Here is a 22,776-nt window from a genome sequence, read left to right as displayed (position 1 = left end):
GACCGAACAGTGGATAGTGAAGCACACGCCCCTGGGGGTGTCAAAGAGGCGCATCCGCCTCCCGAGGCCGCCCCCACCGGGTGCTCACCGTGCCCGCACGCTGCCCGCTACGACCCGCGAACGAAGGGGTTCTGAGTTGAACCGGACTGAACAGATCCTGGCGGAACTCATCTCCATCCCGAGCGTGAATCCACGCCACACCGCCGCCGACGGCGGTGAGACCCGCATCGCCGAACACCTCGCCCGGTGGGCGCAGGGGCACCGATGGCAGGGCCGCCTGGACGAAGTCTTGCCGGGCCGGTCCAACGGTGTGGTGACCATCCCCGGGGAGTTGCCGGGCACGATCCTGCTGCAGACCCACAGCGACACCGTCGAGGTTCAAGGGATGACCGTGGAGCCCTTCCGGATGGAGCGGACGGCAGGGCGGGTGACGGGCCGGGGAGTTTGTGACGCCAAGGGACAATTGGCGATGTTCATGGCTGCGCTGGAGCGAGTGGCCGACGACGACCAGCCGCATCACACGATCGTCCTGGCCGCATGCGTGGATGAGGAGGAACGCTTCCGGGGAGTGCTGGACCTGTGCACGCACCTGGATCCCGAGAAGGTTCTCGGTGCCATCGTGGGTGAACCCACCGAACTGGCCCTGGTCACCTCCCACAAGGGTGTGCTGCGCGGCCGCATCCTGATCGACGGGCCGGGCGGGCACAGTTCCATGCCCGACGGCGTGGTGAACCCGATCACGGTCGCTGCCGAGGTGATCGCGTACGTGGCAGGGGAAATGGACGTGCGCCTGCGCGAGTTGACCGACCCGCAGGTCGGAGCCGCGTCCTTGACCCTGACGATGATCGACGGCGGAGATGCCATCAACATCATCCCCCGCCAGGTGGCGCTCAGTTACGACCGGCGCACGCTTCCGGGCGAGGACCCGCACGCGGTCTGGACCGAGTTGCAGCGGGATCTGGAGGGTCGGTTCAGCGGCGTCCGGGTGGAGGAGCCAGCGCTGGCCGATCCCGGCCTGCCGCACTCTGGGGCCCCGCTGGTGCACACGTTCCAGGACGTCCTTTCCCGCCACGACCTGCCCGCGGCGGCGGTCGGCGTACCGTACGGCTCGGATGCCTCCAAGATCGCCCGGCTGGGCATTCCCGCGATGGTGTTCGGGGCCGGATCGATCAAGCAGGCGCACACACCGGACGAGTATCTGGACCTGGACCAACTCCACCGCGGAGTGGAGGTCCTCCATGACCTCCTCACCACGGATCTGACGCCGGGAGCAGCATGAGCATCGTCGCGGCCGAAACGGTCGCCGAGGCCGCGCATCGGATACATCCCTATGTTCGCCGCACGCCCCTCTTGCGGCTCAGCGTGCCGACACCCCAGGGCGACCGGCAGGTGCAGTTCAAACTCGAACAAACCCAGGTGGGTGGCTCGTTCAAGACCCGCGGGATCCTTAACATGGCGCTGCGGGCCCGGGAGCGGGGGGTGCTCCCGGAGAGGGGGGTGGTGATCGCCTCGGGCGGGAACGCCGGAATCGCGGCTGCCGTCGCCGGCGCCGCGATGAAGGTCCCGGCGACTGTGGCAGTGCCCCATGACTCCCCGCACAGCAAAGTCGATCGACTCCGCGACCTGGGCGCCCGCGTGGTCGATGACCTCGCCGACCACGCCGAGAGCAACGCCTGGGCGGACGGCTACGCCGAGCGAACCGGTGCGCTGCGCCTGCACGCCTACGACGATCCGGATGTGGTGGCCGGGGCGGGCACGATCCTGACCGAAGCGCTCGAGCAAGATCCGAACGTAGATTCAGTTCTGCTCGCGGTCGGAGGGGGTGGCCTGGTCGCCGGGGTCGCGACGGCAGCACCAGCTGGCGTCGCCGTGGTGGGCGTTGAACCTCAAGGGGCCCCGACGCTGCATTCGGCTCTGGCAGCGGGCCGGCCGGTGCCCGTCGAGGTGGACACCATCGCCCAGGATTCGCTGGGGGCACGCACCCTTGGTGAGGTGCCGTGGGCGATCTGTTCGACTGCCGGGGTGCAGTCGGTGCTCGTCGACGACGCCGCGATCACCCGGGCACGTCAGTGGTTGTGGACCGCCTGCCGTCTCGTGGTCGAGAACGCCGGTGCGTGCGCCCTGGCGGCGCTGCTCGAAGGCGTGTGGGTGCCGCCGGACGGGAGCTCACCGCTGATCGTCATCTGCGGCGCGAATGTCGACGATCCGCGGTGAGCCCCGGGGTGGTCAGGACTTGAGCTTCGCCATCACATCGACCTCAACGAGCAGGCCCGGGATCGCCAGTTCCACCCCGATGGTGCTCCGCGCCGGCAGCGGTTCGGAGAAGAACTCCCGGTAAACCGAATCGAACGCGGGGAAATCATCCTGAATCCGGGTCAGGTACGCCCGGGACTGAACCACGTCATCGAGGTCGAGATCGACCTCTTTGAGGACGGCTCGAATATTCTCCATCACCTGTCGCGTCTGGGTTGCGACATCATCGCCGACGATCTCACCGGTTTCCGGGTGGAATGCAACAGCACCGGAGACGAAGAGGAATCCTCCTGAAAGGATGCCCTGGGACAGTGCAGCTTTAGGCTCCCCGTAGCCACGAGGATGAACCTGAACTTTATCTGACATTTTTCACTCCATTACTAATCGTCATCTGGAAACGGCAATGTTCGTCGCGACTGCTAATCTCGGGCGGCGCCGAGAGCACGTCAACGGAGAGCTTTGCGGGCTCGCCGGCGCGTTTGCTCAAGGGAACTCTACACGGGCGAGTATGTCACGAAGCGTATCTCCCCTAATGCCTGGACGGGCGCTTTGCGGAAGGCTTGAAAGATGCGAGATGGACTGCCTGAAGGATTCCGAACTGAGTACCACCGGGTAATCGGATCCCCATAGCACACGTTCTGGTCCGAACTCCTCCATCACCGTGGTCAGCACTTCGTCGGCACCGAGTACCCCGCCCAATGCGTAGAATCCGCTCGCCTTGACGAAGACACTCGGATTCTCACGCATCGCGACAAGGCTCCGCAACGACTGATGCCCTCCCCGGGTGGTGCCGGCTCCCTTGGCCGGGAGTCCGAAGTGGCTGATCAGAGCCGGTGCACCCGCTAGCCCTTCCAACCCCACGCGCAGTGCGGAATAGACCGCGGCAGAGACGTTGAGGCTGATGACAGCACGGCGTTCACTTAGCACCGGACCAACTCTCGCGATCAAATCGGCAAGGGATTCTGCATCGCCTTCCTCGACGGCGTAGATGCTGACTCCGTAGAACCCTTCGTCCAGCCACTCCTGCACTTCCCGATGGGAGGCGGAATGATGCAGGTATGCTAATGGCTTGATCCATGCGTGGCGGCGTGCGGTCCGCCCGATGTAGGCGTTGTTACCAAGGTAGGCCTTCTCCCCTTCATAGCCAACCACCAGCGCCGCGTCGATATTGTTGACTTGGCGAAGTTTCTCGTATTCAGCGACTTCATCGCCACCGGATGGGCTGCCTCCGTCCGGTCCGATGAAACCATTCTCGAAGAGGTGGATATGGCTGTCTGCAAGGACTGGTTCAGTGGCCATGTGGATCTCCTATCGTTCCGCCTGCGACGAATGCTCGCATCGGCCTGGGTACAGAATAGCGCGTTCCAGTGCTACGCACCCGCATGGATACACACCCCATCACGTTATACACTCGCGTGAGGCCCGATAGTGCGGGTTCTTGTCGACGCGATGAGATGAGGATCTAATGAGCAGTGGTGACTCTGAGTCTGAATGCTTCCTCTATATCCTCAAGCCCGGTTGCGCCGACCGCTACGACGAACTGCACGCGAACGTCTGGCCGGAGGTCCAGGAGGAACTTCGCGCCTCCGAATACCTGCGCTATGACATCTACCGCTGGGGCGACGTGGTCATCACCGTGACCGAGCGCAACCGCCATCGGATGCCGACGCCGGTGTCCGAGCATGTGCAGGAGCAGGTGGACCGGTGGGCGGAACTCATGGCGCCGCTGTTCATCGCCTCCACGGACCGCGACGGAAACCTGCTGCGCGCAGCGCCCGTATTCAGTCTGTTTCACCAAGGAGAACACGCATGAATGGACTTGCAGATCGCCGCTTCCTCGTGTGCGGCGCAGGCTCCGGGATCGGAGAGGCAACTGCCCACTTCCTCGCCGGGCAGGGGGCGCACGTGGCCGTCGCCGACCTGCACGGCGACGCCGCCGATCGCGTGGCTGAGGAGATCGGGACCCGCGACTCCTATGCCTATGACCAGGGTGATCCGACTTCAGTGGAGGAACTCTTCGAGGCCGCCGCCGGGGCTGGGCCGATTCATGGAGTGGCGATTGTGGCCGGAGCACATCCGGGGAAGGTCGCGCTGCAGGACATCGACCCTGGCCTCTTCCGTACGATCCACGGCGTCAATGCCCTTGGTGTGCTGACGATGCTGCAGTCCGCCACCCGGCGGATAGTCCGCGATGGCCGTTCGTCCATCGTGGTGACCAGTTCCGTCGCCGGGGTCCGGCCGGTGGCCCAGGACGCGATCTACGCTTCCTCCAAGGCGGCGGCGCAGGCGATCGTGCGGTCCGCTGCCCTGGAGTACGCCCGTGAGGGCATCCGGATCAACTCGGTGCTGCCGGGTTCGGTGATCACCCCGTTGGCGATCTCTCAGTCATCCGAGGCGCAGATCCGCGAGGTCGCGACCCGCACACTCCCGATCGGGCGGCCCAGTGAATCGCGGGAGATCGCGAGCACCATCGCCTTCCTGCTCTCCGATGACGCCTCCAGCATCACGGCCACGGAGTTGATCGTCGACGGTGGCCTCGCAGCCGCCGGCCCGAAGTGAGACCCGCCCTCAGCGCCGGGTGGTGCTAGGTCACGTCCCCGTACTCCTGGACGACCACCAGCCGGCCCGGTCCCGCGATCGCTGCATAGAAATGGGGTTGGTCCGCACGGAACCGGATCAGGTCCCCCACCCCCAGTTCCGCCGAACTCTCCTCGGTGCCCACGGCAACCGTGCCCTGGACGCACACCACCCGTTCAACGACTCCCGGGGCATTGCCACGGGAGTCGCGGCGAGCCCCATCAGCGAGAGTCACGACCGCGATCTCGATCTCACCGTCGGCGCGCCAGCCGCTCAGGATCTTCGCGACGTGTCCCACGTCATCGGACTCCATCGCCGGCGCATCCGCGTATCGCCGGACTTCCAGGTCACCGTTGGTCCCAGAGTCGGTGAAGAGCGCACCGAGCGGGACGTTCAGGGTCTTCGCGATCGCCCACAGCGTGTCCAGGGACGGGTTCCCCAAGCCTCGCTCCAACTCGGACACGGTCGATTTCGATATTTCGGCTGCGCGAGCCAGCGCTGAGACCGACAACTGCCGCCGCATCCGCCATTTCTGCAGATTGCTACTCAACGGGGGCCCCTCTTCACTCATCGCTCGAACTCTCGAGCGCAAGGCCACTACCCATTCCTGCTCCCCTCCTCGTGCTGTCCAGGCCGCCAGACCGGTTGGCTAAGACTGGCGACGCAGGGCTCCGAAGAGGCTATCGTGCGGCGCCGTCGGCGAGCCCGTGAGCCGACGCCGGAACATGGCCCGCCGGACCGGGTCCCAAACCCCGGCTCCTGAACCGGCGGCGCCCGCCTCCGCGGGAGCCCTACGACCGCCCTCACCGAGGCACCGAGGCACCGAGGCACCGAGCCGGCCTGCGTTAACCCGCCGTTCACCTCCTGTTCATCTTCTGTCCCGACTGCTGGTAGCCTTGGGGGCCCTCATTCGGGCGCAGCGAGCAGTCCGAGACAGTGCGCCTGCACTGCGTCGTCCGGATGTGGGGCGGTGCGCACCCGCTCGCCCAAGGGCAAACGGCGCCCCGCACTGTCTTTCCGGCCGGGCCACCGAGCCCGTGCCGCCCGCTCGCGCCGCACCTGACCCCGCATAGTCCCGAACTTCACGGAGGCACCAGCACATGACCCGCACCCGATGGCGCGCACGGACCGCCGGCGCGAGTACCCGGCGCAAGTCGCGTCGTCGTCGCGTCGGAGGTAGCGATGCCCTCCGGCGGGCCATGCTCGGCCAGATCCGCGCCGCCCACGACGGCGCTGACATCGCCCGGCGAATGCTCGAGGGCCTGTCCACCGAAACGGCGCGCAAGGAGGTCGCTGAGGTGGAGCGGGGTGGGGACGCCGAACGCGCGGCGTTGGTGACCGGGCTGGCCAGCACGCTGGTGACACCACTGGACCGCGAGGACCTGTTCCGGGTCTCCCGCGCGATCGACGAGGTCCTCGACACGCTGCAGGACTTCGTCCGGGAAGCAGACCTGTACCGGATCGACAACCGTGAGGCATTCCGCCCGATGGTCTCCAAGGCCGCCGATGCGCTGGACCTGCTGGAGGAAGCAGTGGACACGCTGTGGACCAATCCAAGCGATGTGCCGAACCGATCCCTGGCGGTGCGCAAGGCCGCACGCGCTGTGAGTCGCCAGTACCGCACGGAGTTCGCCAGTACGGTGGTGGACGCCCCCGACTCCCTGGACACCCTCAAGCACCGGGAGCTGATCAAGCGCCTGGACTGGGTAGGCGTGCGAATCAGAGAGGCTGCCGATGCACTGACCGATGGTGCGTTGAAGCGGGGGTACTGAGGCGCTTTGATCGCCCCCGAACTCCTGATCGGCCTCGGCCTGGCATTCGCACTGATCACCGGCACCAACGACGGCGGCGCCCTGCTCGCACCGGGCCTGCGAGTGCCGGGCCTGAGGCTGCTGCCCGCGCTGGCAATCCTCACCCTGGCCACCGCGGTGATTCCGCTGGTCACCGCCGCACCCGTGGCCCACACGCTCACCTCCACCATCGTCCCCCCGGGCCAGTCGGGCTCCCTGGCACTCCTGGTGGCGTTCGTCAGTGCCGTGCTGGTGGTCTGGCTGCTCACCCGGCGCGGACTGCCAACGAGTCTGACCCTGGCCGTGATCGGTGCCACCGCAGGTGCCGGCGCGGGCCTCGGGCTCGCAGTGGCCTGGTCCGCGCTCACGGTGGTGCTCATCGTGGCCGCCCTGGCCCCGTTCGTGGGCCTGGGGCTGGCGCTGGCGGGGTCGACACTACTGAACACCCGCAGAGACAGCGCCTACCTGCCGGTGATGCGCCGCGGTCACCTCGTGGCGTTCACCGCCCAGTGCATCGCCTACGGGGCCAACGACGGACAGAAGATCCTGGTGCTGCTCCTGGCAGCAGGACTGGCTCATCCGGACGGACGGCTGTCCTGGTGGTGGTACCTGGCGCTGGGGCTGGCCTTCGCGATCGGCACAGCGCTGGGATTGCCGCGCATCGCCCGATCGGTGGGCACCGGCATCCTGCACACCAGCCCCGCCCACATCGTCACCGCGGAGTTCGCCGCAGCCGGCGCCGTACTCGGCAGCGCCGCGCTGGGCGCACCGGTCAGCATGACCCAGGCCATCATCGGCGGACTCCTCGGCGCCGGGCTGCGCGAGAGCTACCGCCGTATCCGTTGGAAGGTGGTCCGCGGCCTGGGCCTGGCCTGGCTGGTCACCCTCCCGCTGGCGTTCACGGTTGCGGCGCTTGGAGCCTACGTGACCGCGGCTGTTCTGGGCTGATTCGGCCAGAGTCACACACCCTGCTCACGGTGTGATGGATCGCGCGATCGCGACATAGACGCGGCCTATGTCATTTAGTCACTCTTTAATGCTCCCTTGACCAGATCCTTACTCCTCTCTTCAATAGGAGGACGATCCAATGAAGGAGCACGATCAATGTCACAATCACCGTTGAGCCGTCGGCACTTCCTGGCGGGCGCCGCGCTCGCCACGGCCGGAGCAGCCCTGCCGAGCAACATTCGGCCTGCATTCGGCCTGGGACCTGTACGAACAGACGTCAGTCCCGCTCAACTCGAGCGCGAACTCGCGGAACTCGACAAGCCGATCTACCTGCTTGAGAACGTCATACCGGACACCTTCTCCGTCGAGGATGACAGTGAAATTAGCATCTCAGGTGCTCACGGGAACATCGGTATTCACTCTCTTCAGTGGGACTTCGATCCTGGTGCACATCTTCGAATCGAAGGTGACCTCAGTTATTCCGAGCCATCAGGGGGCGTCACCGACTACTTCTCGGTCTGGATCTACAACGAGACGCCCATCGATGACTATCTGCGGTTCACGTTCGGCCGCGGCGACACCGTTGATGCCTGGTTCGACTTCCACCTCAATTTCCACGGCTGGCGTACCTGCTGGGTCCGGTACTCCGACGACACCGACGGCACGCCACATCCTGGGATGGATCGCATCACGGTCGTGGCTCCGGACAACCACGGCACACTCTGGATCGATCAACTGGTCACGAACATCTCAATCCGCCCGGACCGTCCCACCCCGGACTTCCAGGTGCCCACCCTGGCACCGGAGTTCCCCGAGGCGAACAACTACCACTGGATGGGTCTGCTCGACTTCTGGCACAAGCAGGACTCCCCCGGCTTCGACTCCGGCAACGTCACCCAGGCTGAGATCGACGACGCCGAGACGATCCGTGACAGACTACTGACCCGGCAACGCGCCAACCCCTCATTCAACGACGCAGCCCTGGCCAGCCTGGAGGACCGATTCACCGAGTTCGGCGTGCCTGAACTGGCCGACCCGTACGCCGAAGGTGATGACCTACGCCCGGCGAATGTGGGGGCGAAGGTCAATCACAACCAGATTGCCATCTTCCCGGCCCAGTACCGGCAAGCGGTGCAGGAGTTCACCCACGTCGTCGCGCTACGCGGACTGTGGGAGCGGTGCGGCCTCCCGGCCGCACAGACCTGGGACCATGCCACGCGTCAGGGTGCTACGGCCGCTGCCGATCGGGCCGCACAGTTGGTACTGCGCCTGCTCACCCACCTGCACGATCAAGGGTGGGCCACGGGCTCCGGCCAGGGCACCATCCACCACATCGGTTATGCCTACCGGGCCTGGGCCAGTTCGGTGCTGATGCTGGAGCCCTTGCTGCGCGAGCGCGGGATCTGGGAGCGGACGAGCACCAGTGTGGCCTGGTACGCCGGAACCGGCCGACTCACCGATGACTTCACCGAGAACCAGCACCGCTCGGGGCTGGTCGACGTCCTCAACACGCTCATGGAAGGGTTGCTCTCGAGTTGCTTCTTCGCCGAGACCTGGCCGGAGCGCGTCGGGCGGCTGCGCGCCTTCAAAGCATGGATCGATCGCGCCTACAGTTACGCCCCAGGTACCGAAGGCGGGTTCAAGCCTGATGGTTCGATGTACCACCACGTCGGCCCGTACCCGATCTACGGACGCGACGCACTCTCGGGGAGCACCGTGGTCATCACCGACTGCGTCGGAACCGCCTTCGCCCTCGGCGGGGCCGGGCAGAAGGTGCTTCGCAACGCACTGCATCACCAGGCACTCATCGCCAACACCATCGACTACCCGGTCAGTCAGGGCGGACGACACCAGACCGGTGCGTGGCACATCCGCCCCGTCATCAATCCCTTCGGCCTGACCGCTCGCACCCGACTGGACGGCGAATCCGGGTTGGACGAGGAGCAAGCCGCGATGTTCCGGCGTCTGGTTCCCCCCGACGCCAGCAACTGGCAACGGAACCTCGATGCCCAGTTCGAAGCCGCCGGCATCCAGCCCGCCCCCGCGCCCAACGGCTACTGGGCGTTCCCATACGGTGCTGCCGGCCTCAGCCGCCAGGACGAGTGGCTCGTCACCATCAAGACGCACAACAACTACATCTGGGCCACGGAGATCTATGACCAGCAGAACGTCTTTGGGCGCTACCAGACCTACGGGCAGATCTCGATCCAAGCCGACGTGGACGGTGACTCCTGGGTCTCCCTGACCGAGAACGGGTGGGCCCAACCCGGTTACGACTGGAACTTCATACCCGGTGCCACGACCAAGACGCTGCCGTTCGATGAACTGGCAACGACCGTGGGCGCCAGTGGGGAGACCCTGCCCCTGAGCGAATCGCGTTTCGGCGGCTTCGGCGCCTTGGAAGACCACGCCACCGTGTTCGGGATGGAGCTCATCGAACATCCCGCCTTCGATCCCAGCCACACCGCCAGGATCTCCGCGCTCATGGTTGGTGATCGCGTGATCGCACTGGGTAGCAGGATCCGGAACAACGACTCCGCGAACCCCACCCGGACCACCCTGTTCCAGGTCTCTTCCGAGGTGATGAGCAACCCCCGCGATGTGCAGTCCGGCGACGACTGGATCACCGACCCCACCGGTAACGGGTACGTCGTCGTCGAAGGTCCCGCGCTGACCCACCGAACCGCTGAGCAGACCGCACCGGACTGGAGCGGCAACGGTGAGGGCACCCAGGTGGTGGCGCTGGGTTACCTCGATCACGGCACAGCCCCACAGGACTCCCAGTACGCCTATGTGATCCTGGTGCAGGCCGGAGCGGATCGCACCGCTTCTTTCGCGGCAGCAATGGCCGGACCGCAAGAACCTGTGCGAATCCACCAGCGTGATGCCATTGCTCACGTGGTGACCGATGTGGAGTCCCAGGTGAGTGCGCACATCGTGTTCGAGCCGGATACCGACCTGGTGGCCGAGTCGGTCGTCCGCTCACTCAGCCGTCAAGGACTGGTACTGAGCCGCCCCACCGGGTCCGGTGCGATCGACTTCTCCGTCACCGACCCCGACCTGCACCTGTATGAAGGAATTGATGAGGAGCAGTACGACGGCGACGGGAACTACGTCGGCAATCTGAGCCCGTACTCACGGCCGTGGCGCTACAACGAGAGCCCGCAGACGCAGACCACGGTGGTGCTTCGCGGGCCGTGGGAACTCGCACAGACCCGCGACGATGTGCACCTGGACACCACCACCGATGGTGACACCACGATCACCGTCACCACCCAGCACGGCACTGGTGTGCAGTTCTCGCTCACACCCGGAGCGAGCATCGAGACAGTCCGAACGGCGTTGGACACCTACATTTCTGACGGGCTGATAGCCGGACCGATCGCCCACCGACTCGCCGATGCCCTGGAGCAGGCCGAGAAGCACTTGGACGGTGGGAGGTCGAGACCGGCGATCGGGGCCCTGGAGCGGTTCATCCGGCATCTGGATGACCCGGAGCGGTCCGACACCCTGGACACACAGGCTGCAGCGGACCTGCGGAAGCAGGCCGCCTCACTCCTCTCACAGGTCGGTTAATGACGCAGACAGCTCACGAAAGACGAGATGACCCGTGAGAACCGAACAGCATCACCACGACGTGGTGGTCGTGGGTGGCGGGCTGGCCGGCACATCTGCGGCGATCGCCGCCGCACGCAACGGCCGGAGCGTGGCACTCCTGCAGAACCGTCCGGTCCTGGGTGGCAACTCCAGCAGCGAAGTCCGAGTATGGGTGTGCGGGGCCACCGCCACCGGGCATCAGCGGTATGCCCGCGAAACCGGCATCGTCGGCGAGTTCTATCTCGAGAACGAGTACCGCAACCCGCTGGGTAACCCCCAGTACTGGGATCTTGTGCTGCTCGAAGCGGTCAAGAACGAGCCGAACATTGACCTGTTTCTGAACACACACGTGCTCGATGTGCACCTGGATGGGCAGCGGATCGAGTCTGTGAGGGGCCATGTGCTCGGATCCGAACGCGAGTTGCACATGCACGCGCGGTTCGTGATCGACTGCACCGGCGATGGTTCGATCGCGGCGGCAGCCGGCGCCGACCATTTGCTCGGCAGGGAGGGTCAGCACGAGTACTCCGAGTCCTGGGCACCTGCCGAGAAGGACGACCTGACCCTCGGCAGCACGCTGTTGTTCTACACCCGCGAGGAGTCCGAGCCGGTTCCGTTCATTCCGCCGTCGTTCGCGATCGATGTGCAGGCCACCTCGATCCTGGAATCGCGGGTGATCCGCACCGGCGATAACGGTGCCGACTACTGGTGGATCGAGTGGGGTGGCGAACTCGACGTGGTCCACGACAACGAACGGATCCGCGATGAACTCTGGGGTGTCATCTATGGCATCTGGGACTACATCAAGAACTCCGGGAAGTTCGACGCCGAGAATCTCACCCTCGAATGGGTCGGGTCGGTGCCAGGCAAACGCGAGTACCGCCGGGTCCTCGGCGAGACGATCATGACGCAAATGGATATCGAACAGGACCGCCGCAAGCCGGACGCCATCGGCTTCGGCGGCTGGTCCATTGACCTGCACCCACCCAAGGGCGTCTATGAACCGCGCGGAGCGGCGCAGCAGATCTACCCGCCCGGCCTGTACGACATTCCGTTCAGCGCGCTGTACTCCCGCAATATCAGGAACCTGTTAGTGGCGGGCCGCAACGTGAGCGCCACGCACGTTGCGTTCGGCTCCATGCGGGTGATGGCTACCTGCGGCGTCATGGGTGAGGCCGCCGGTACTGCGGCCGCACTGTGCGCTGAGCAGGGTATCGACCCCACTGACCTCAGCGAGTCCGTGACCACCCTCCAACAACGGCTGATCCGACACGATGCCTCCCTCATCGGTGTGCCGTGGACTGATCCCGCCGACAGAGGACGAGGGGCCCTGGTCACAGCCAGTTCGTCACTGGATCCGGACGGTGCACGTGTCGTCGACGGCTCGGTCCGTCTCGACGCTGATACCGCCGTGCTCTTCCCTCGGACGAGCGCCGCACGCGTTGCCCGTGTCTGCTTGAGTGCGAAGCAGCGAACCTCTGTGCAGTACGCCTTCCACACCACAGCCGATCCGCTCACCTACACGCCCCGGGAACTGCTCTCCTCCGGCACGGTGGACATCGAGGACTCCGAGAGTCGTTGGCACTCCCTCGAACTCCCCTCGGCCCGGGACGATGAGGAGAATCTGGTCCTGGTCCTATCCGCGAACGACGACGTCTCCTGGCACACCCATCCAGACTACCTGTTCGGTCAACTCGCGATGCGCCGCCGCGCGGATCTCGCCACCCGCGACATCGACCTTCATGTGGATGACCGCGCACCGAACGAGATCGTTCAGTGGGACATCAAGGCGTTGAACCGTACCCCGTTGGCGCTGCGGATCGACGACGGCGGACCGTACGCGCCTAGTCAGGTCATCTCCGCCTACAGCAGACCGTTCGCGGGCCCTCAGATCTGGTCCTCGGCGCCGATGACGAGCGAGCCGGAGTGGCTCGAACTGCGGTGGGACGTGCCGCAGTCAATCGAGGAAGTCCACCTGCTGTTCAACGACGACGTGAATGAGTACGCCAACAACCTGCACTACTCCCGGTGGCCGTTCCGCGTCATTCCAGAGATCGTGGCCGATTACGACCTGGAGGTCTACTGCGACGGAGCCTGGTACACGTGCGTCGTCGAGCGCGGCAACCGGAGACGTCACCGGGTGCATGCCTGCTCCGCCCAGGACGTGGAGGCTATCCGGGTGAAGGTGCTGGCCACCAACGGGTCCCCTTACGCGCAGGTCGTTGCGGTCCGAGTCTTCTGAGAGCCCGCCGTCCAATCCACGCCGGCTTGACGGAATACCGAGTGGAGATGTTCGATCGCTACCTCCAGCGGTGCAACGGCCGGGAACCACACCCGCTCCCACTCCAGTGACACCCAACCTGGGTATCCGCGCTCTCGGATCGTCGTCAGGATCTCGATCAATGGGACCGCGCCGTCGCCAGGTAGTTCGGGTGCCGGGTCACGCCTGCTCACAGCATCCTTGACTTGGATCCAGCCATCGGTTAGCCATCCGGACAGGTGGTCCAGCGACTCACCCGCACTCTCCCCCACCCGCCAGGTGTGCAGTACATCCCACACTGCCGTGAGCGAGCCGCGAGCGGCAGCCGAGTCAACTGCCGCGTCCAGGAGGTTGGCGATGTCGGACGCAGCACAGTGGGAATCGTGCGTCTCCAAGGCGATGTACACCCCCGTGTCACGCCCGATCTGAGAGGCTTGCGCGAGCCGGGCGACCAACTCGCGATCCTCGGTGCGATCCGCCCCCCTGCCGGCCCCGGGAAAGACGCGCACATGCGTCGCCCCCAGCCGGTTCGCATCCGCCACGGCGGCACTGAGATCGTCGATGAAGTCGTCGCGCGTCCCCGCACCGACCTTCACTCTGGAAGCCAGGACGACGAAGTCCAACACTCCCAACCGATCGCGGATCCCGGCGTCCCTGTACTCCGCGGGCCCGACAGCGTCGTGTCTGATCTCGACTCCCTGAACCCCTGAGCGCTCGACCAGATCCAGGAATGTCGACAGCCCGGCCTCGGGGACGCCAAGTCCGGAGATAGCCAACCTGACCGTCACGATCAGTACCTCGGGACAGTGTTGAAGGCCGTCGCCAGAGGGAACGGGCTCCGCCCGGGTCCCACCGTGTCCACCTGCCCCGCGCCGCTCACGGGCAAGGTCCGACCATCGACGTCAACACGTGCGTGCTCCTGAAACCATGCGTTCAATTGGTCATGCAGTCCCTCGCTCAACGCATCAGCGCCGGGGGAACCGATCATGTTCGACCGCTCCCCCGGATCGGCGATGAGGTCATAGAGTTCGTGCGGTCCATGGGGATAGCGATGGACGTATTTGTGGGTGCGGGTGCGGATCATCCGAACCGGCCCGTACTCATCGAACACCACAACGCGCTCACGGCGATCCTGCTCCTGCTGCCCCATGAGGGCGGGGACGAAGGAACGACCGGGCCCGTACCCGTGCGGTTGTGCGATGCCGCAGAGCTCCCGCAAGGTTGCCGCGACGTCATAGGCGGACACCAGGGCATCGCTAACTTGGCCTGCTGGGATACGGCCGGGTTGGCGCATGATGAAAGGCACCTTCACTGACTCGTCATACATGTTCTGGGGGAAAGTCGCGTTCCCTTTGCCCCAGATCCCGTGCTGACCACAACTGAATCCGTTGTCGCTGGTGAAGATCACAACCGTGTGCTCGTCCAGCCCGAGGTGGGCAAGGCGCGACAGCACCCGACCGATTCCTGCGTCCATCGCGGTGACCGCCGCGAAGTAGCCCTCGAGCGCGGCGCGAGTATCCGGCTCACCGCCGATCGGGGCGCCGTCGACGATCGGCACCCAGGGATGCAACTCCTCCTGCGGCAGCGAGTCGAAGGCGCAGTCGCGGTACAGGTCGGTGTACTCCGCGGGATGGTTGTTCTTCCACGGACTATGCGGAGCCGTGTAGTGCAGCGAGAGGTAGAACGGGTCTTCCGTCCGCGACTCGTGCTCAAGGAAATCACAGGCAGCATCGCTCAGAACATCGGTGACGTAGCCTGGTTCGTCGACGGGCCCACTCTGGTCGTACAGCGGAGCACCGTAGTACGGCCCGCCTCCACCGCCATGAGCCAACCAGCGGACAAATCCGGGGCGTGGCCTGTCATTGGCGCCGAGGTGCCATTTACCCACGAGGCCGAGGCGATAGCCCGCGTTTGCCAGGTCGTCTGTGTACAGTCGTTGACCGCCGAGGAAGTCGTGACCGTCTGCTCCCACATGCCGGGCGTCGAGGTAATCATGCACACCGTGAGCCGAGGGCATCTGCCCGGTCAGCAGCGTAGCCCGCGCCGGTGAACACACGGGCGAGGCGCAATAGAACTCCGTGAACCGAGTCCCCTCCGATGCCATCCGGTCGATGCTCGGCGTCTGGATCTCGGGATTTCCCGCACACCCGAGAGCCCACGGGCCGAGGTCGTCGGCCACGATCATCACGACGTTCGGCCGGTCCGTGTCCCAACTAGCCATCGGCCGTTCTCACCCCATCACGGCCTGGGTCCATGCGATCGGCCGCATCGCTCACAACGCAGCCCCAGTCGGCTGTCTGGTCTCCACGGTCACCGGCAGACCGGTGCCAGCCGACTCGTAGATCGCGTGCACGGCGGCCACGACCGTGCGGCTCAGACTTGTACTGACGGGGAAGGGCGCACCGTGGTCGACAAACTCGACGAACGACGCGAGCTGGTTCCGGAACGCTGTTGGGATGTCCCCTTCCGACCGTTCATGCAAGACGTGCTCGGTGTCTCCGACGCGTACCACGGTCCCCCGCCTGGAGTCGGCCACGATTGTGCCTTCGTCCCCGACGACGGTGACCTCATCCATCAGCCGAGGCGGGGTGGACGTCACGGTGATCGACGCTCGGAGTCCGTTCGCCATCGTCAGTAGTGCGGTGGCGTCAGTCTCCACACCGACGCCGAAACGCGAAACGGTGCTGGCCGCCTCGACGCGCTCCACCAGTGCGCCGGCCAGCCAACTGCTCCGGTCGATGCAGTGGCTGCCGATGTTCATCACCGCTCCCCCGCCCGCCATCTTCCGGTCGAAGAACCACTCCGGTCGCGTTCCTGGACGGTAATCGGTACTGCGTAGGTCGTGCACCAGGCGCGGAACTCCGATCCGTCCGGACCGCACAGCATCGTACGCGGCGACCTTCTCGGGCAGGAAGTGCTGGATATGGCCCACAGCAAGGGCAACCCCAGCAGCCTCGCATGCCTCGATCATCAGGTCACAATCCGCGACCGTCGTGGCCATGGGCTTCTCCAACAGCACCTGCAACCCGGCCGCCGCCGCGTCGAGGACCATGTGCGTATGCAACGAATGCGGCGTGCTGATCACCACGGCGTCGAGGTCGCTGTCGAACATCTCGCGGTAGTCGCTGTAAACCCGTGCACCATGGGGTTCGGCCACGGCCTCGGCCTCAGACACTGAACGAGAGCACACCGCGGCCACGTTGACGGTGGGCAACTCTGCGGCAGCTTGGGCATGAACCGCGCCGACCGCGCCGGCCCCCAGTAGCCCTAGTTTCATACTTCCTCCTTGATTGCCCGGGTCAAATCGGACGCACCACACGAATCCCGGATGACGAGCGGCGGCCGCAGGGTGATCTGGTGGACGACGTTTTCGTCATTGCCGTGTACACGCTGCAGGAGGGTCTCAGCAGCGAGGCGACCCAACTCGTGCTTTGGTGGCGAGACCGCGGTCAACGGAATGTCTGCATACGCGGCGCTCTCGTCGTCATACGCGACCAGGGCGAGGTCCTCGGGGATCCGCACGCCGGCACGCCGGGCGGCGGCCTCAATCCATGCGGCTTCCCTGTCTCCGAACACAAGCGCCGCCGTGGTCCTCGACTTTCGAAGCAGGTGCAACGCTGCCTCGGCTCGCTCCAGGGACCACTCCGAGGCCGGCGCGGTGTCGATCGGAAGGGCTGGCAAAGCGAGGTCCTGTACGGCGTCCTTGTAGCCCTGGACCACCCAATTGCCCGTGTGGTTCGGGTGCCGGCACACCAGCCCGATCTGCTCGTGCCCAAGTGTGCGCAGATGCCGGACCGCGTCGTACGCCCCGCCGGCATGATCAGTGCACACGTACTCCGACCGGTCTGAGATCCGTGCCTCGAAATCGCGCCGTTCCAGCATCACCACCGGCACCGGCAGATCGAACAGGCTCTCGATCTTCTCTTGCGTATTCGGGGCGGACAGCAGGTCCGGCACAGCGATCAGACCATCGATGCCGCTGGCCAGAAGGGACGCCATGTCGCGCTCCTCCTCGACGGCGTCGTAGTGATAACTCGCGAGCACCATCCGGGCAGAAGCACCGGAGAGCGCGCTCTCCACACCCGCGAGCACGCGCGGGTAGTACTCCGTTGCGCTCGGGACGAGGACACCGATCGTGCGCATCGCCCCAGCGCCCCGTCGAAGATCTGTCGACACATAGGAGCCGGAACCCTGCCTGCGCACGATCAAACCATCGTCGGCGAGTTCATCAAGTGCCCGTCGGACAGTGGTCAGCGACAACTCCCGCTGAGCCATGAGTTCCTTCTCCGTCGGCAACTTCGCTCCGGGTTCCCACCTTCCCTCCGAGATCTCCTGACGGAGGTCCTTGGCCAGTGCGCGGAACTTCAGTTCCCGTCCACTCGTAGCATCATCCACCACCGTCCCACTCTCCCTTGATTGATTCCCTCGGAAAGGATGTATCTAGGATTCATTAGGTGAAGAGTAGCGGACCTGAAGCCTGCTTGCACCCACTTGCGGCAATGACGCCCCACCCTCGGATGAGCTGCCGACTGCCCCCGGTACCAATGGTCACAGTCAGGTAACGAGAGCCCATGGTCGACTGTGGCGTCCCATCTCTCCCCAGATTGCATCTACACTCCTTCCTAAGTCATTCTTGACAAGTCGCTAACTCTCACCGCATTGTGAGAACCGAACCAGCGAATAGATACCTCAGTTAGTTCTATCGAAAGGTGCAATGATGCAGCACTCTCACTCCCGACGCGGCGCAGTAGTCGGGGCTCTCGGGGCGGTTGCTCTGGGGTTGGCGGCATGCTCCGGGACCAGCGCCGACGAAGGTAATGCCGAAGCCACCGAGTTCACCTACTGGTCCGCCTGGAACGAGGGCGAAGTCCAGCAGGAAGTCATGGCGCAGGCAATCGAAGACTTCACCGCCGAGACCGGTATCGAAGTCAACGTGCAGTGGCAAGGGCGTGACAACGTCCAACGACTCGTCCCGGCATTGAACACCAACGAGGTGCCCGATCTCGTCGACCAGTCCTACGTCAACACCTATGGAAGCCTCGTCGCAGCCGGCCAAGTACAGGGCTTGTCGACTGCGTGGAACGCGGACATCGAAGGCCAGACGCTGGCCGACATCGTCCCGGCACAGTACCTGGAGTACATCGACATCGAGCTCGATGACGGTGAGTACTGGATGGTGCCCTACCAGTTGACCTCCGACGCGATCTGGTTCGACGCGGCAACTCACCCGGACCTGGTGGACAACACACCCCAGTCCTGGGAAGAGTTCGTCGCACTGCTGGACGACCTGCAGGCCGACGGGCACACGCCGATCGCTCTGGACGGTGACATCCCGGGCTACAACGTGTACTGGTTCAAGACGCTGCTGCTGCGTGAACTGGGGCCCGGGGCGCTGTACGAGTTGGCCTCCGACGAGACCGGGGCCGCGTGGGACGACCCAGCAGTGCTCGAAGCCGCCCAGAAGGTGCAGCAACTGGTGGATGGTGACTACTTCATCGACGGCTTCCAGGGCAGCCAGTTCCCGGAGCAACAGCAGCAGTGGGCCTCGGGCAACGCCGCGCTCCTGTTCATGGGCTCCTGGGCCGCAGCAGAGACAGAACCGTACGCGGCCGACGGGTTCGAGTACTCCTCCTTCCCGTTCCCTCCCGGCACCCATGACAGCGCCCGCGTGGACTTCACCGGCTTCGTTGTTCCCAGTACGGCTGACCACGCTGAGGCTGCGCAGGAATTCGCTGCGTTCTTCCTCCGGGAGGAGTACCAGACGATGCTCGGTGAGGGCGCTGGGCTGCTGCCAGTCCGACAGGACGTCGACGTCAACCCCGTGCTCGACACGGTGATGGAGCGCCTCGCCACCGCCGATTCATTCCACCAGCAGAACGACGGCGTGGCCTTCCCCGGTTACAACGACACCGTCTTCTGGGCCATCAACGACGACCTGGTGCTGGGCAACCTCACAGCCGAGGAGTTCGTCGAAGAGGCCAAGGAAGCCACCATCTCCTACTGGGAGGACCAAGCCTGATGAGTGCTCTGCTCGCGCGCGAGCAGGACGTGCGGCCGGCCGGGCCGGGGCACGCCCCGGCCGGCCGGTCCGCCAAGACCAGCCAGCGCTCCCCCCTGGATCGTCAACGGCGCAAACTTTTCGTGCCGTTCGTGATGCCCGCCCTGTTGTTCTACGTCGTCCTATTCGTCGTGCCGATCATCGCCGCAGCGTGGATCAGTCTGCACACCTGGGCCGGCGCCGGGGAGATGGAATGGGTCGGCCTGCGCAACTACGCCCGGCTGGTCCGAAACGACCTCTTCCTGCAGTCATTCACGAACACCTTGCTGATCCTCTTCATCGTCGGCGCTGCGATCTTCGTCGTCGCCTTCGCTCTGACGCTGGTGCTACGGGATATGGCAGGCAAGCGCACCGCAAGGAACGTGCTCTTCTTCCCGCATCTGATCAATGCCCTGGTCTTCGGCGCACTGGCCGGGTTCGCTTTCAACCCCAACGGGCTCGTGAACAGCTTCCTGCGCGCCATCGGTGTCTCCGACCCCCCGCTGTGGCTGGCGCGGGACAACCTCCTCGGACTCGTCATGGCGATCCTGGCGTGGGCGAGCGTGGGCTACTACACCACGATCCTCATGGCCGGCGTGGATCGGATACCGGAGTACTTCTTCGAAGATGCTGCACTGGCTGGTGCCAGCGCATTCCAGCGGTTGCGTTATGTGATCCTCCCCCTGACCTGGGATGTGTTCGCGGTCTGTGCCGTGCTGTGGACGATCACGTCGGTGAAAATCTTCGAGATCGTCTGGATCTTCGGTGGCACCACGGGAGTGGGCCTGCCCCCTCAGGAGATCTGGACCTCCGCCGTCTACACCTACATCATGGCGTTCTCCGGCCAGTCGATCCCCTCCTATGGCATGGCCAGCGCTTCAGCCATGCTGGCGCTGCTGCTCGTGGCCGTCCTCATCGTCCTGCTACGGCGCGTCACGCGTCGTGAAGCGCTCGAGTTCTGAGACGGGAAGGTCCTCATGACTACTGCTACACAGGCTCCCTCTCGCAGGCGGAAGACCGGACGAAGCCGCGCGGCTGATACCGGGCCGCTCCGCACGATCGGCGTGGGCTTCACCTGGCTGTTCGTCGCCTTCAACATCGCCATGCTCGCCTGGGTGGCGTTACAAGGTTTCCGCGATACCCGCGAGATCTTCGGCAACCCCTGGGGCTGGCCCGAGAACTGGACCTTCGACAACTTCGCCACCGCATGGAACGCCGGAAACTTCGGTACCGCAGCGTTCAACAGCGTGGTGCTGACCCTGAGTGCGTCGGTGGCGATCGTGGCCCTGGCAGCCCCGGCGGCCTACTACCTGTCCCGTCAGGACAACCGGCTCACCCGTTCGGTGACCCTGCTGTTCATCCTCGGACTCGGGGTGCCGGTCCAAGTGATCATCGTTCCGTTGTTCGTGATGCTCGCCCGGGTGGGCCTGACCAACAGCATCTTTGGTTTGGCGCTGGTGTACATGGGAGTCTCCATGCCCTTCACCGTGTTCCTGCTCACCGCGTTCTTCCGCTCACTGCCCGGAGAGTTGGAAGAGGCAGCCGCCCTGGACGGAAGCACTCCGGTACGAACCTTCTGGACCATCATGCTGCCGCTTGCCAGGGGCGGACTGCTGACCGCCTTCGTCCTGCAGTTGATCTCGAACTGGAACGAAACGGTGCTCGCCCTGGTGCTGCTGCAAACCACGGACCGCTACACGCTGCCGATCGCGTTGATCAACTTCGTTCAACGCCAGACCTACAGCGGCGCCGACTGGGGCGGGCTGTTCGCAGGCCTGGTCCTGGTGATCATTCCGGTGCTGCTGATTTACCTCTGGTTGGGCCGGCGGCTCACCGAGGGACTGACTCTGGGCATGGGTAAGTAGCGGGCGAGAGATGAACGATCTGCCCGGAGCCGCCAGCGTCGGGGCCGGCGAGCGACCGAACATTCTGCTCATCATGGCCGACCAGATGGCAGCGCACATGATGAGCAATACCGGGAATCCGGACATCTCCACGCCGGCGCTGGACCGGTTGGCGGCCGAGGGCACCCGGATGGATCGTGCCTACGTCACCTTCCCGCTGTGCGTCCCGGCCCGAAGTTCCCTGCTCACCGGCCAGTACCCGCACACCCTGGGGCTGACATCCAATGATGCGTCTGGTGATGCTCTCGGGCCGGATTCACTGGGTCACCTCCTGAGCGGGGGCGGATACCAGTGCGCCTACGCCGGCAAGTGGCATGCGACGCGTCCCAGTGCGCAGGCCGGCGACGGATTCGAGCCGATCAAGGACTTCGGGGATCGTGGGCTCACCACAGCGGTGGACCAGTTCCTGACCAGCGGCCGCGACCCGAACTGCCCGTTCTTCCTGGTGGCCTCCTTCGACGACCCACACACGATCTGTGAGTACGCCAGGAACCAGCCGTTGTATTACGGCGACACCCCGACCACGGAGTTGGCGAACACACCGAACCTGCCCGCGAACTTCGGCCACCAGCCGTTCGAGCCCGAAGCCCTTCGCACCGAACAGCACGAGCACGCCAAGGTCTATGGCACCGGCGGGTACACCCCCGAGGACTGGCGCCACTACCGGTACACCTATGCCCGTCTGGTGGAGCGCGTGGATGCCCGTGTGGGTGAGTTGCTGGAGATACTCGACCGAACCGGCCGGGCACGAGACACCCTGGTGATCTTCACCAGCGATCACGGCGACGGCGACGGAAGCCATTCATGGAACCAGAAGACGGCGCTGTTCGAAGAGATCGTGCGGGTGCCGTTCCTGGTTCGCTGGCCCGGGCGGGTACCCGCCGGGCGCGTCGACAGCGGCACGCTCGTGTCGGTGTGCCTGGATCTGCTGCCGACTCTGGCTCAAGCAGCCCAAGCCCGGGCAACTGCCGGACTCCCCGGGCGAAGCCTGCTCCCCGTGCTGTGTGACGGTGAGCGCCTGGACCGCGAACGCTTGGTCGTGCAGACGAGTTTTCCCGCCGTCACCGCGCCCGCCACCCGGGGTCGGGCCGTCGTCGAGCATCGTTACAAGTATGTGCTGTACAGCTGGGGCAGGTACCGGGAGCAATTGCACGACCTGCAGTCGGACCCCGGTGAGATGACGAATCTCGCGGTGGAATCCCGCTACCAGGGTGAGTTGGACCGGTTGCGTGGCGAGTTGCTGCGCTGGGCCCGGTCCGGCGGCGATGAGGAAATGCTCACACGCCTCGTACTGCCCCAGGACACCGACGAGGTCGCGCGCGAGGAAATCTATGTGAGGCCCTACTGACATGCCGGCGAGGAGGCGCATGGACGAAACCCAGTAGTCGACCCACCCCTAAGACAATCATT

General features: G+C 65.1%; 19 protein-coding genes. 12 read left to right on the top strand and 7 right to left on the bottom strand.

Annotation, left to right across the window (positions count from 1 at the left end; genetic code table 11):
- Nucleotides 1-136 precede the first annotated feature (136 nt).
- A complete protein-coding gene (locus tag ACO0LV_RS10080) occupies nucleotides 137-1,279 on the top strand; it encodes a M20/M25/M40 family metallo-hydrolase (protein WP_424787762.1) in 1,143 nt (380 codons plus the stop codon).
- A complete protein-coding gene (locus ACO0LV_RS10075; RefSeq protein WP_424787761.1) occupies nucleotides 1,276-2,214 on the top strand; it encodes a serine/threonine dehydratase in 939 nt (312 codons plus the stop codon). The genes ACO0LV_RS10080 and ACO0LV_RS10075 overlap by 4 nt, the downstream gene beginning before the upstream one ends.
- A gap of 12 nt (nucleotides 2,215-2,226) precedes the next feature.
- Here ACO0LV_RS10075 and ACO0LV_RS10070 read toward each other — a convergent pair whose 3' ends face one another.
- Entirely contained in the window at nucleotides 2,227-2,619 is a 393-nt protein-coding gene (locus tag ACO0LV_RS10070; protein ID WP_424787760.1) for a RidA family protein, read from the bottom strand.
- A gap of 117 nt (nucleotides 2,620-2,736) precedes the next feature.
- Complete coding sequence (locus tag ACO0LV_RS10065; RefSeq protein ID WP_424787759.1) at nucleotides 2,737-3,552, bottom strand: amidohydrolase family protein; 816 nt, start codon at nucleotides 3,550-3,552, stop codon at nucleotides 2,737-2,739.
- 166 nt (nucleotides 3,553-3,718) lie between these two features.
- Between ACO0LV_RS10065 and ACO0LV_RS10060 the strand changes: the two genes are divergently transcribed.
- Both ACO0LV_RS10060 and ACO0LV_RS10055 read left to right on the top strand, forming a co-directional pair.
- Complete coding sequence (locus ACO0LV_RS10060; RefSeq protein ID WP_424787758.1) at nucleotides 3,719-4,066, top strand: L-rhamnose mutarotase; 348 nt, start codon at nucleotides 3,719-3,721, stop codon at nucleotides 4,064-4,066.
- A complete protein-coding gene (locus tag ACO0LV_RS10055) occupies nucleotides 4,063-4,812 on the top strand; it encodes an SDR family NAD(P)-dependent oxidoreductase (protein ID WP_424787757.1) in 750 nt (249 codons plus the stop codon). Before ACO0LV_RS10060 ends, ACO0LV_RS10055 begins: the two co-directional genes overlap by 4 nt.
- 25 nt (nucleotides 4,813-4,837) lie before the next feature.
- Here the strand turns inward: ACO0LV_RS10055 and ACO0LV_RS10050 are convergent, their stop codons facing one another.
- The gene (locus ACO0LV_RS10050; RefSeq protein WP_424787756.1) at nucleotides 4,838-5,401 is read right to left on the bottom strand and encodes a helix-turn-helix domain-containing protein; all 564 of its coding nucleotides are present in this window, start codon (nucleotides 5,399-5,401) and stop codon (nucleotides 4,838-4,840) included.
- Nucleotides 5,402-5,930: 529 nt separating this feature from the next.
- Here ACO0LV_RS10050 and ACO0LV_RS10045 point away from each other — a divergent pair.
- The 4 genes from ACO0LV_RS10045 to ACO0LV_RS10030 all read left to right on the top strand — a co-directional run bounded on the left by ACO0LV_RS10045 (nucleotide 5,931) and on the right by ACO0LV_RS10030 (nucleotide 13,407).
- Nucleotides 5,931-6,602, top strand: coding sequence for a DUF47 domain-containing protein (locus ACO0LV_RS10045; RefSeq protein ID WP_424787755.1), 672 nt, complete (start codon nucleotides 5,931-5,933; stop codon nucleotides 6,600-6,602).
- Between the two features lie 6 nt (nucleotides 6,603-6,608).
- Nucleotides 6,609-7,568, top strand: coding sequence for an anion permease (locus ACO0LV_RS10040; protein ID WP_424787754.1), 960 nt, complete (start codon nucleotides 6,609-6,611; stop codon nucleotides 7,566-7,568).
- A gap of 156 nt (nucleotides 7,569-7,724) precedes the next feature.
- Nucleotides 7,725-11,144 (top strand): chondroitinase family polysaccharide lyase, encoded by a 3,420-nt coding sequence (locus tag ACO0LV_RS10035; protein ID WP_424787753.1) that lies wholly within the window; start codon nucleotides 7,725-7,727, stop codon nucleotides 11,142-11,144.
- 34 nt (nucleotides 11,145-11,178) lie between these two features.
- Nucleotides 11,179-13,407, top strand: a complete 2,229-nt coding sequence (locus tag ACO0LV_RS10030; RefSeq protein ID WP_424787752.1) for an FAD-dependent oxidoreductase — start codon at nucleotides 11,179-11,181, stop codon at nucleotides 13,405-13,407.
- On the opposite strand, the gene ACO0LV_RS10025 is transcribed toward ACO0LV_RS10030, so the two are convergent.
- Genes ACO0LV_RS10025 through ACO0LV_RS10010 form a run of 4 tightly spaced genes read right to left on the bottom strand, consistent with a single transcriptional unit; the run spans nucleotide 13,374 to nucleotide 17,820 of the window.
- Nucleotides 13,374-14,213 carry a sugar phosphate isomerase/epimerase family protein gene (locus tag ACO0LV_RS10025; RefSeq protein WP_424787751.1) on the bottom strand — a complete coding sequence of 280 codons (840 nt, stop codon included), beginning with the start codon at nucleotides 14,211-14,213 and terminating at the stop codon, nucleotides 13,374-13,376. The genes ACO0LV_RS10030 and ACO0LV_RS10025 overlap by 34 nt on opposite strands.
- A gap of 2 nt (nucleotides 14,214-14,215) precedes the next feature.
- Nucleotides 14,216-15,646: a sulfatase-like hydrolase/transferase gene (locus tag ACO0LV_RS10020; RefSeq protein WP_424787750.1), complete on the bottom strand. Its 1,431-nt coding sequence runs from the start codon at nucleotides 15,644-15,646 to the stop codon at nucleotides 14,216-14,218.
- Between the two features lie 51 nt (nucleotides 15,647-15,697).
- Nucleotides 15,698-16,702 carry a Gfo/Idh/MocA family protein gene (locus ACO0LV_RS10015; RefSeq protein WP_424787749.1) on the bottom strand — a complete coding sequence of 335 codons (1,005 nt, stop codon included), beginning with the start codon at nucleotides 16,700-16,702 and terminating at the stop codon, nucleotides 15,698-15,700.
- Nucleotides 16,699-17,820: a substrate-binding domain-containing protein gene (locus ACO0LV_RS10010; protein ID WP_424787748.1), complete on the bottom strand. Its 1,122-nt coding sequence runs from the start codon at nucleotides 17,818-17,820 to the stop codon at nucleotides 16,699-16,701. Before ACO0LV_RS10010 ends, ACO0LV_RS10015 begins: the two co-directional genes overlap by 4 nt.
- Before the next feature lie 322 nt (nucleotides 17,821-18,142).
- Here ACO0LV_RS10010 and ACO0LV_RS10005 point away from each other — a divergent pair, with 322 nt between their 5' ends.
- The 4 genes from ACO0LV_RS10005 to ACO0LV_RS09990 are packed head-to-tail and all read left to right on the top strand — an operon-like array spanning nucleotide 18,143 to nucleotide 22,714.
- Complete coding sequence (locus tag ACO0LV_RS10005) at nucleotides 18,143-19,444, top strand: ABC transporter substrate-binding protein (RefSeq protein ID WP_424787747.1); 1,302 nt, start codon at nucleotides 18,143-18,145, stop codon at nucleotides 19,442-19,444.
- Nucleotides 19,444-20,424 carry a carbohydrate ABC transporter permease gene (locus ACO0LV_RS10000; RefSeq protein WP_424787746.1) on the top strand — a complete coding sequence of 327 codons (981 nt, stop codon included), beginning with the start codon at nucleotides 19,444-19,446 and terminating at the stop codon, nucleotides 20,422-20,424. The genes ACO0LV_RS10005 and ACO0LV_RS10000 overlap by 1 nt, the downstream gene beginning before the upstream one ends.
- A 15-nt stretch (nucleotides 20,425-20,439) precedes the next feature.
- Entirely contained in the window at nucleotides 20,440-21,327 is an 888-nt protein-coding gene (locus tag ACO0LV_RS09995; RefSeq protein ID WP_424787745.1) for a carbohydrate ABC transporter permease, read from the top strand.
- Between the two features lie 10 nt (nucleotides 21,328-21,337).
- Nucleotides 21,338-22,714, top strand: a complete 1,377-nt coding sequence (locus tag ACO0LV_RS09990; RefSeq protein ID WP_424787744.1) for a sulfatase family protein — start codon at nucleotides 21,338-21,340, stop codon at nucleotides 22,712-22,714.
- The last annotated feature ends 62 nt before the right edge of the window (nucleotides 22,715-22,776 follow it).

Origin of the sequence: Pseudactinotalea sp. Z1739, from assembly GCF_049725055.1 — a bacterium.
GTDB lineage: Bacteria > Actinomycetota > Actinomycetes > Actinomycetales > Beutenbergiaceae > CALKWS01.
The sequence above is the reverse complement of the archived record's forward strand: the minus strand, read 5'-3'. Positions and strand labels throughout refer to the sequence as shown.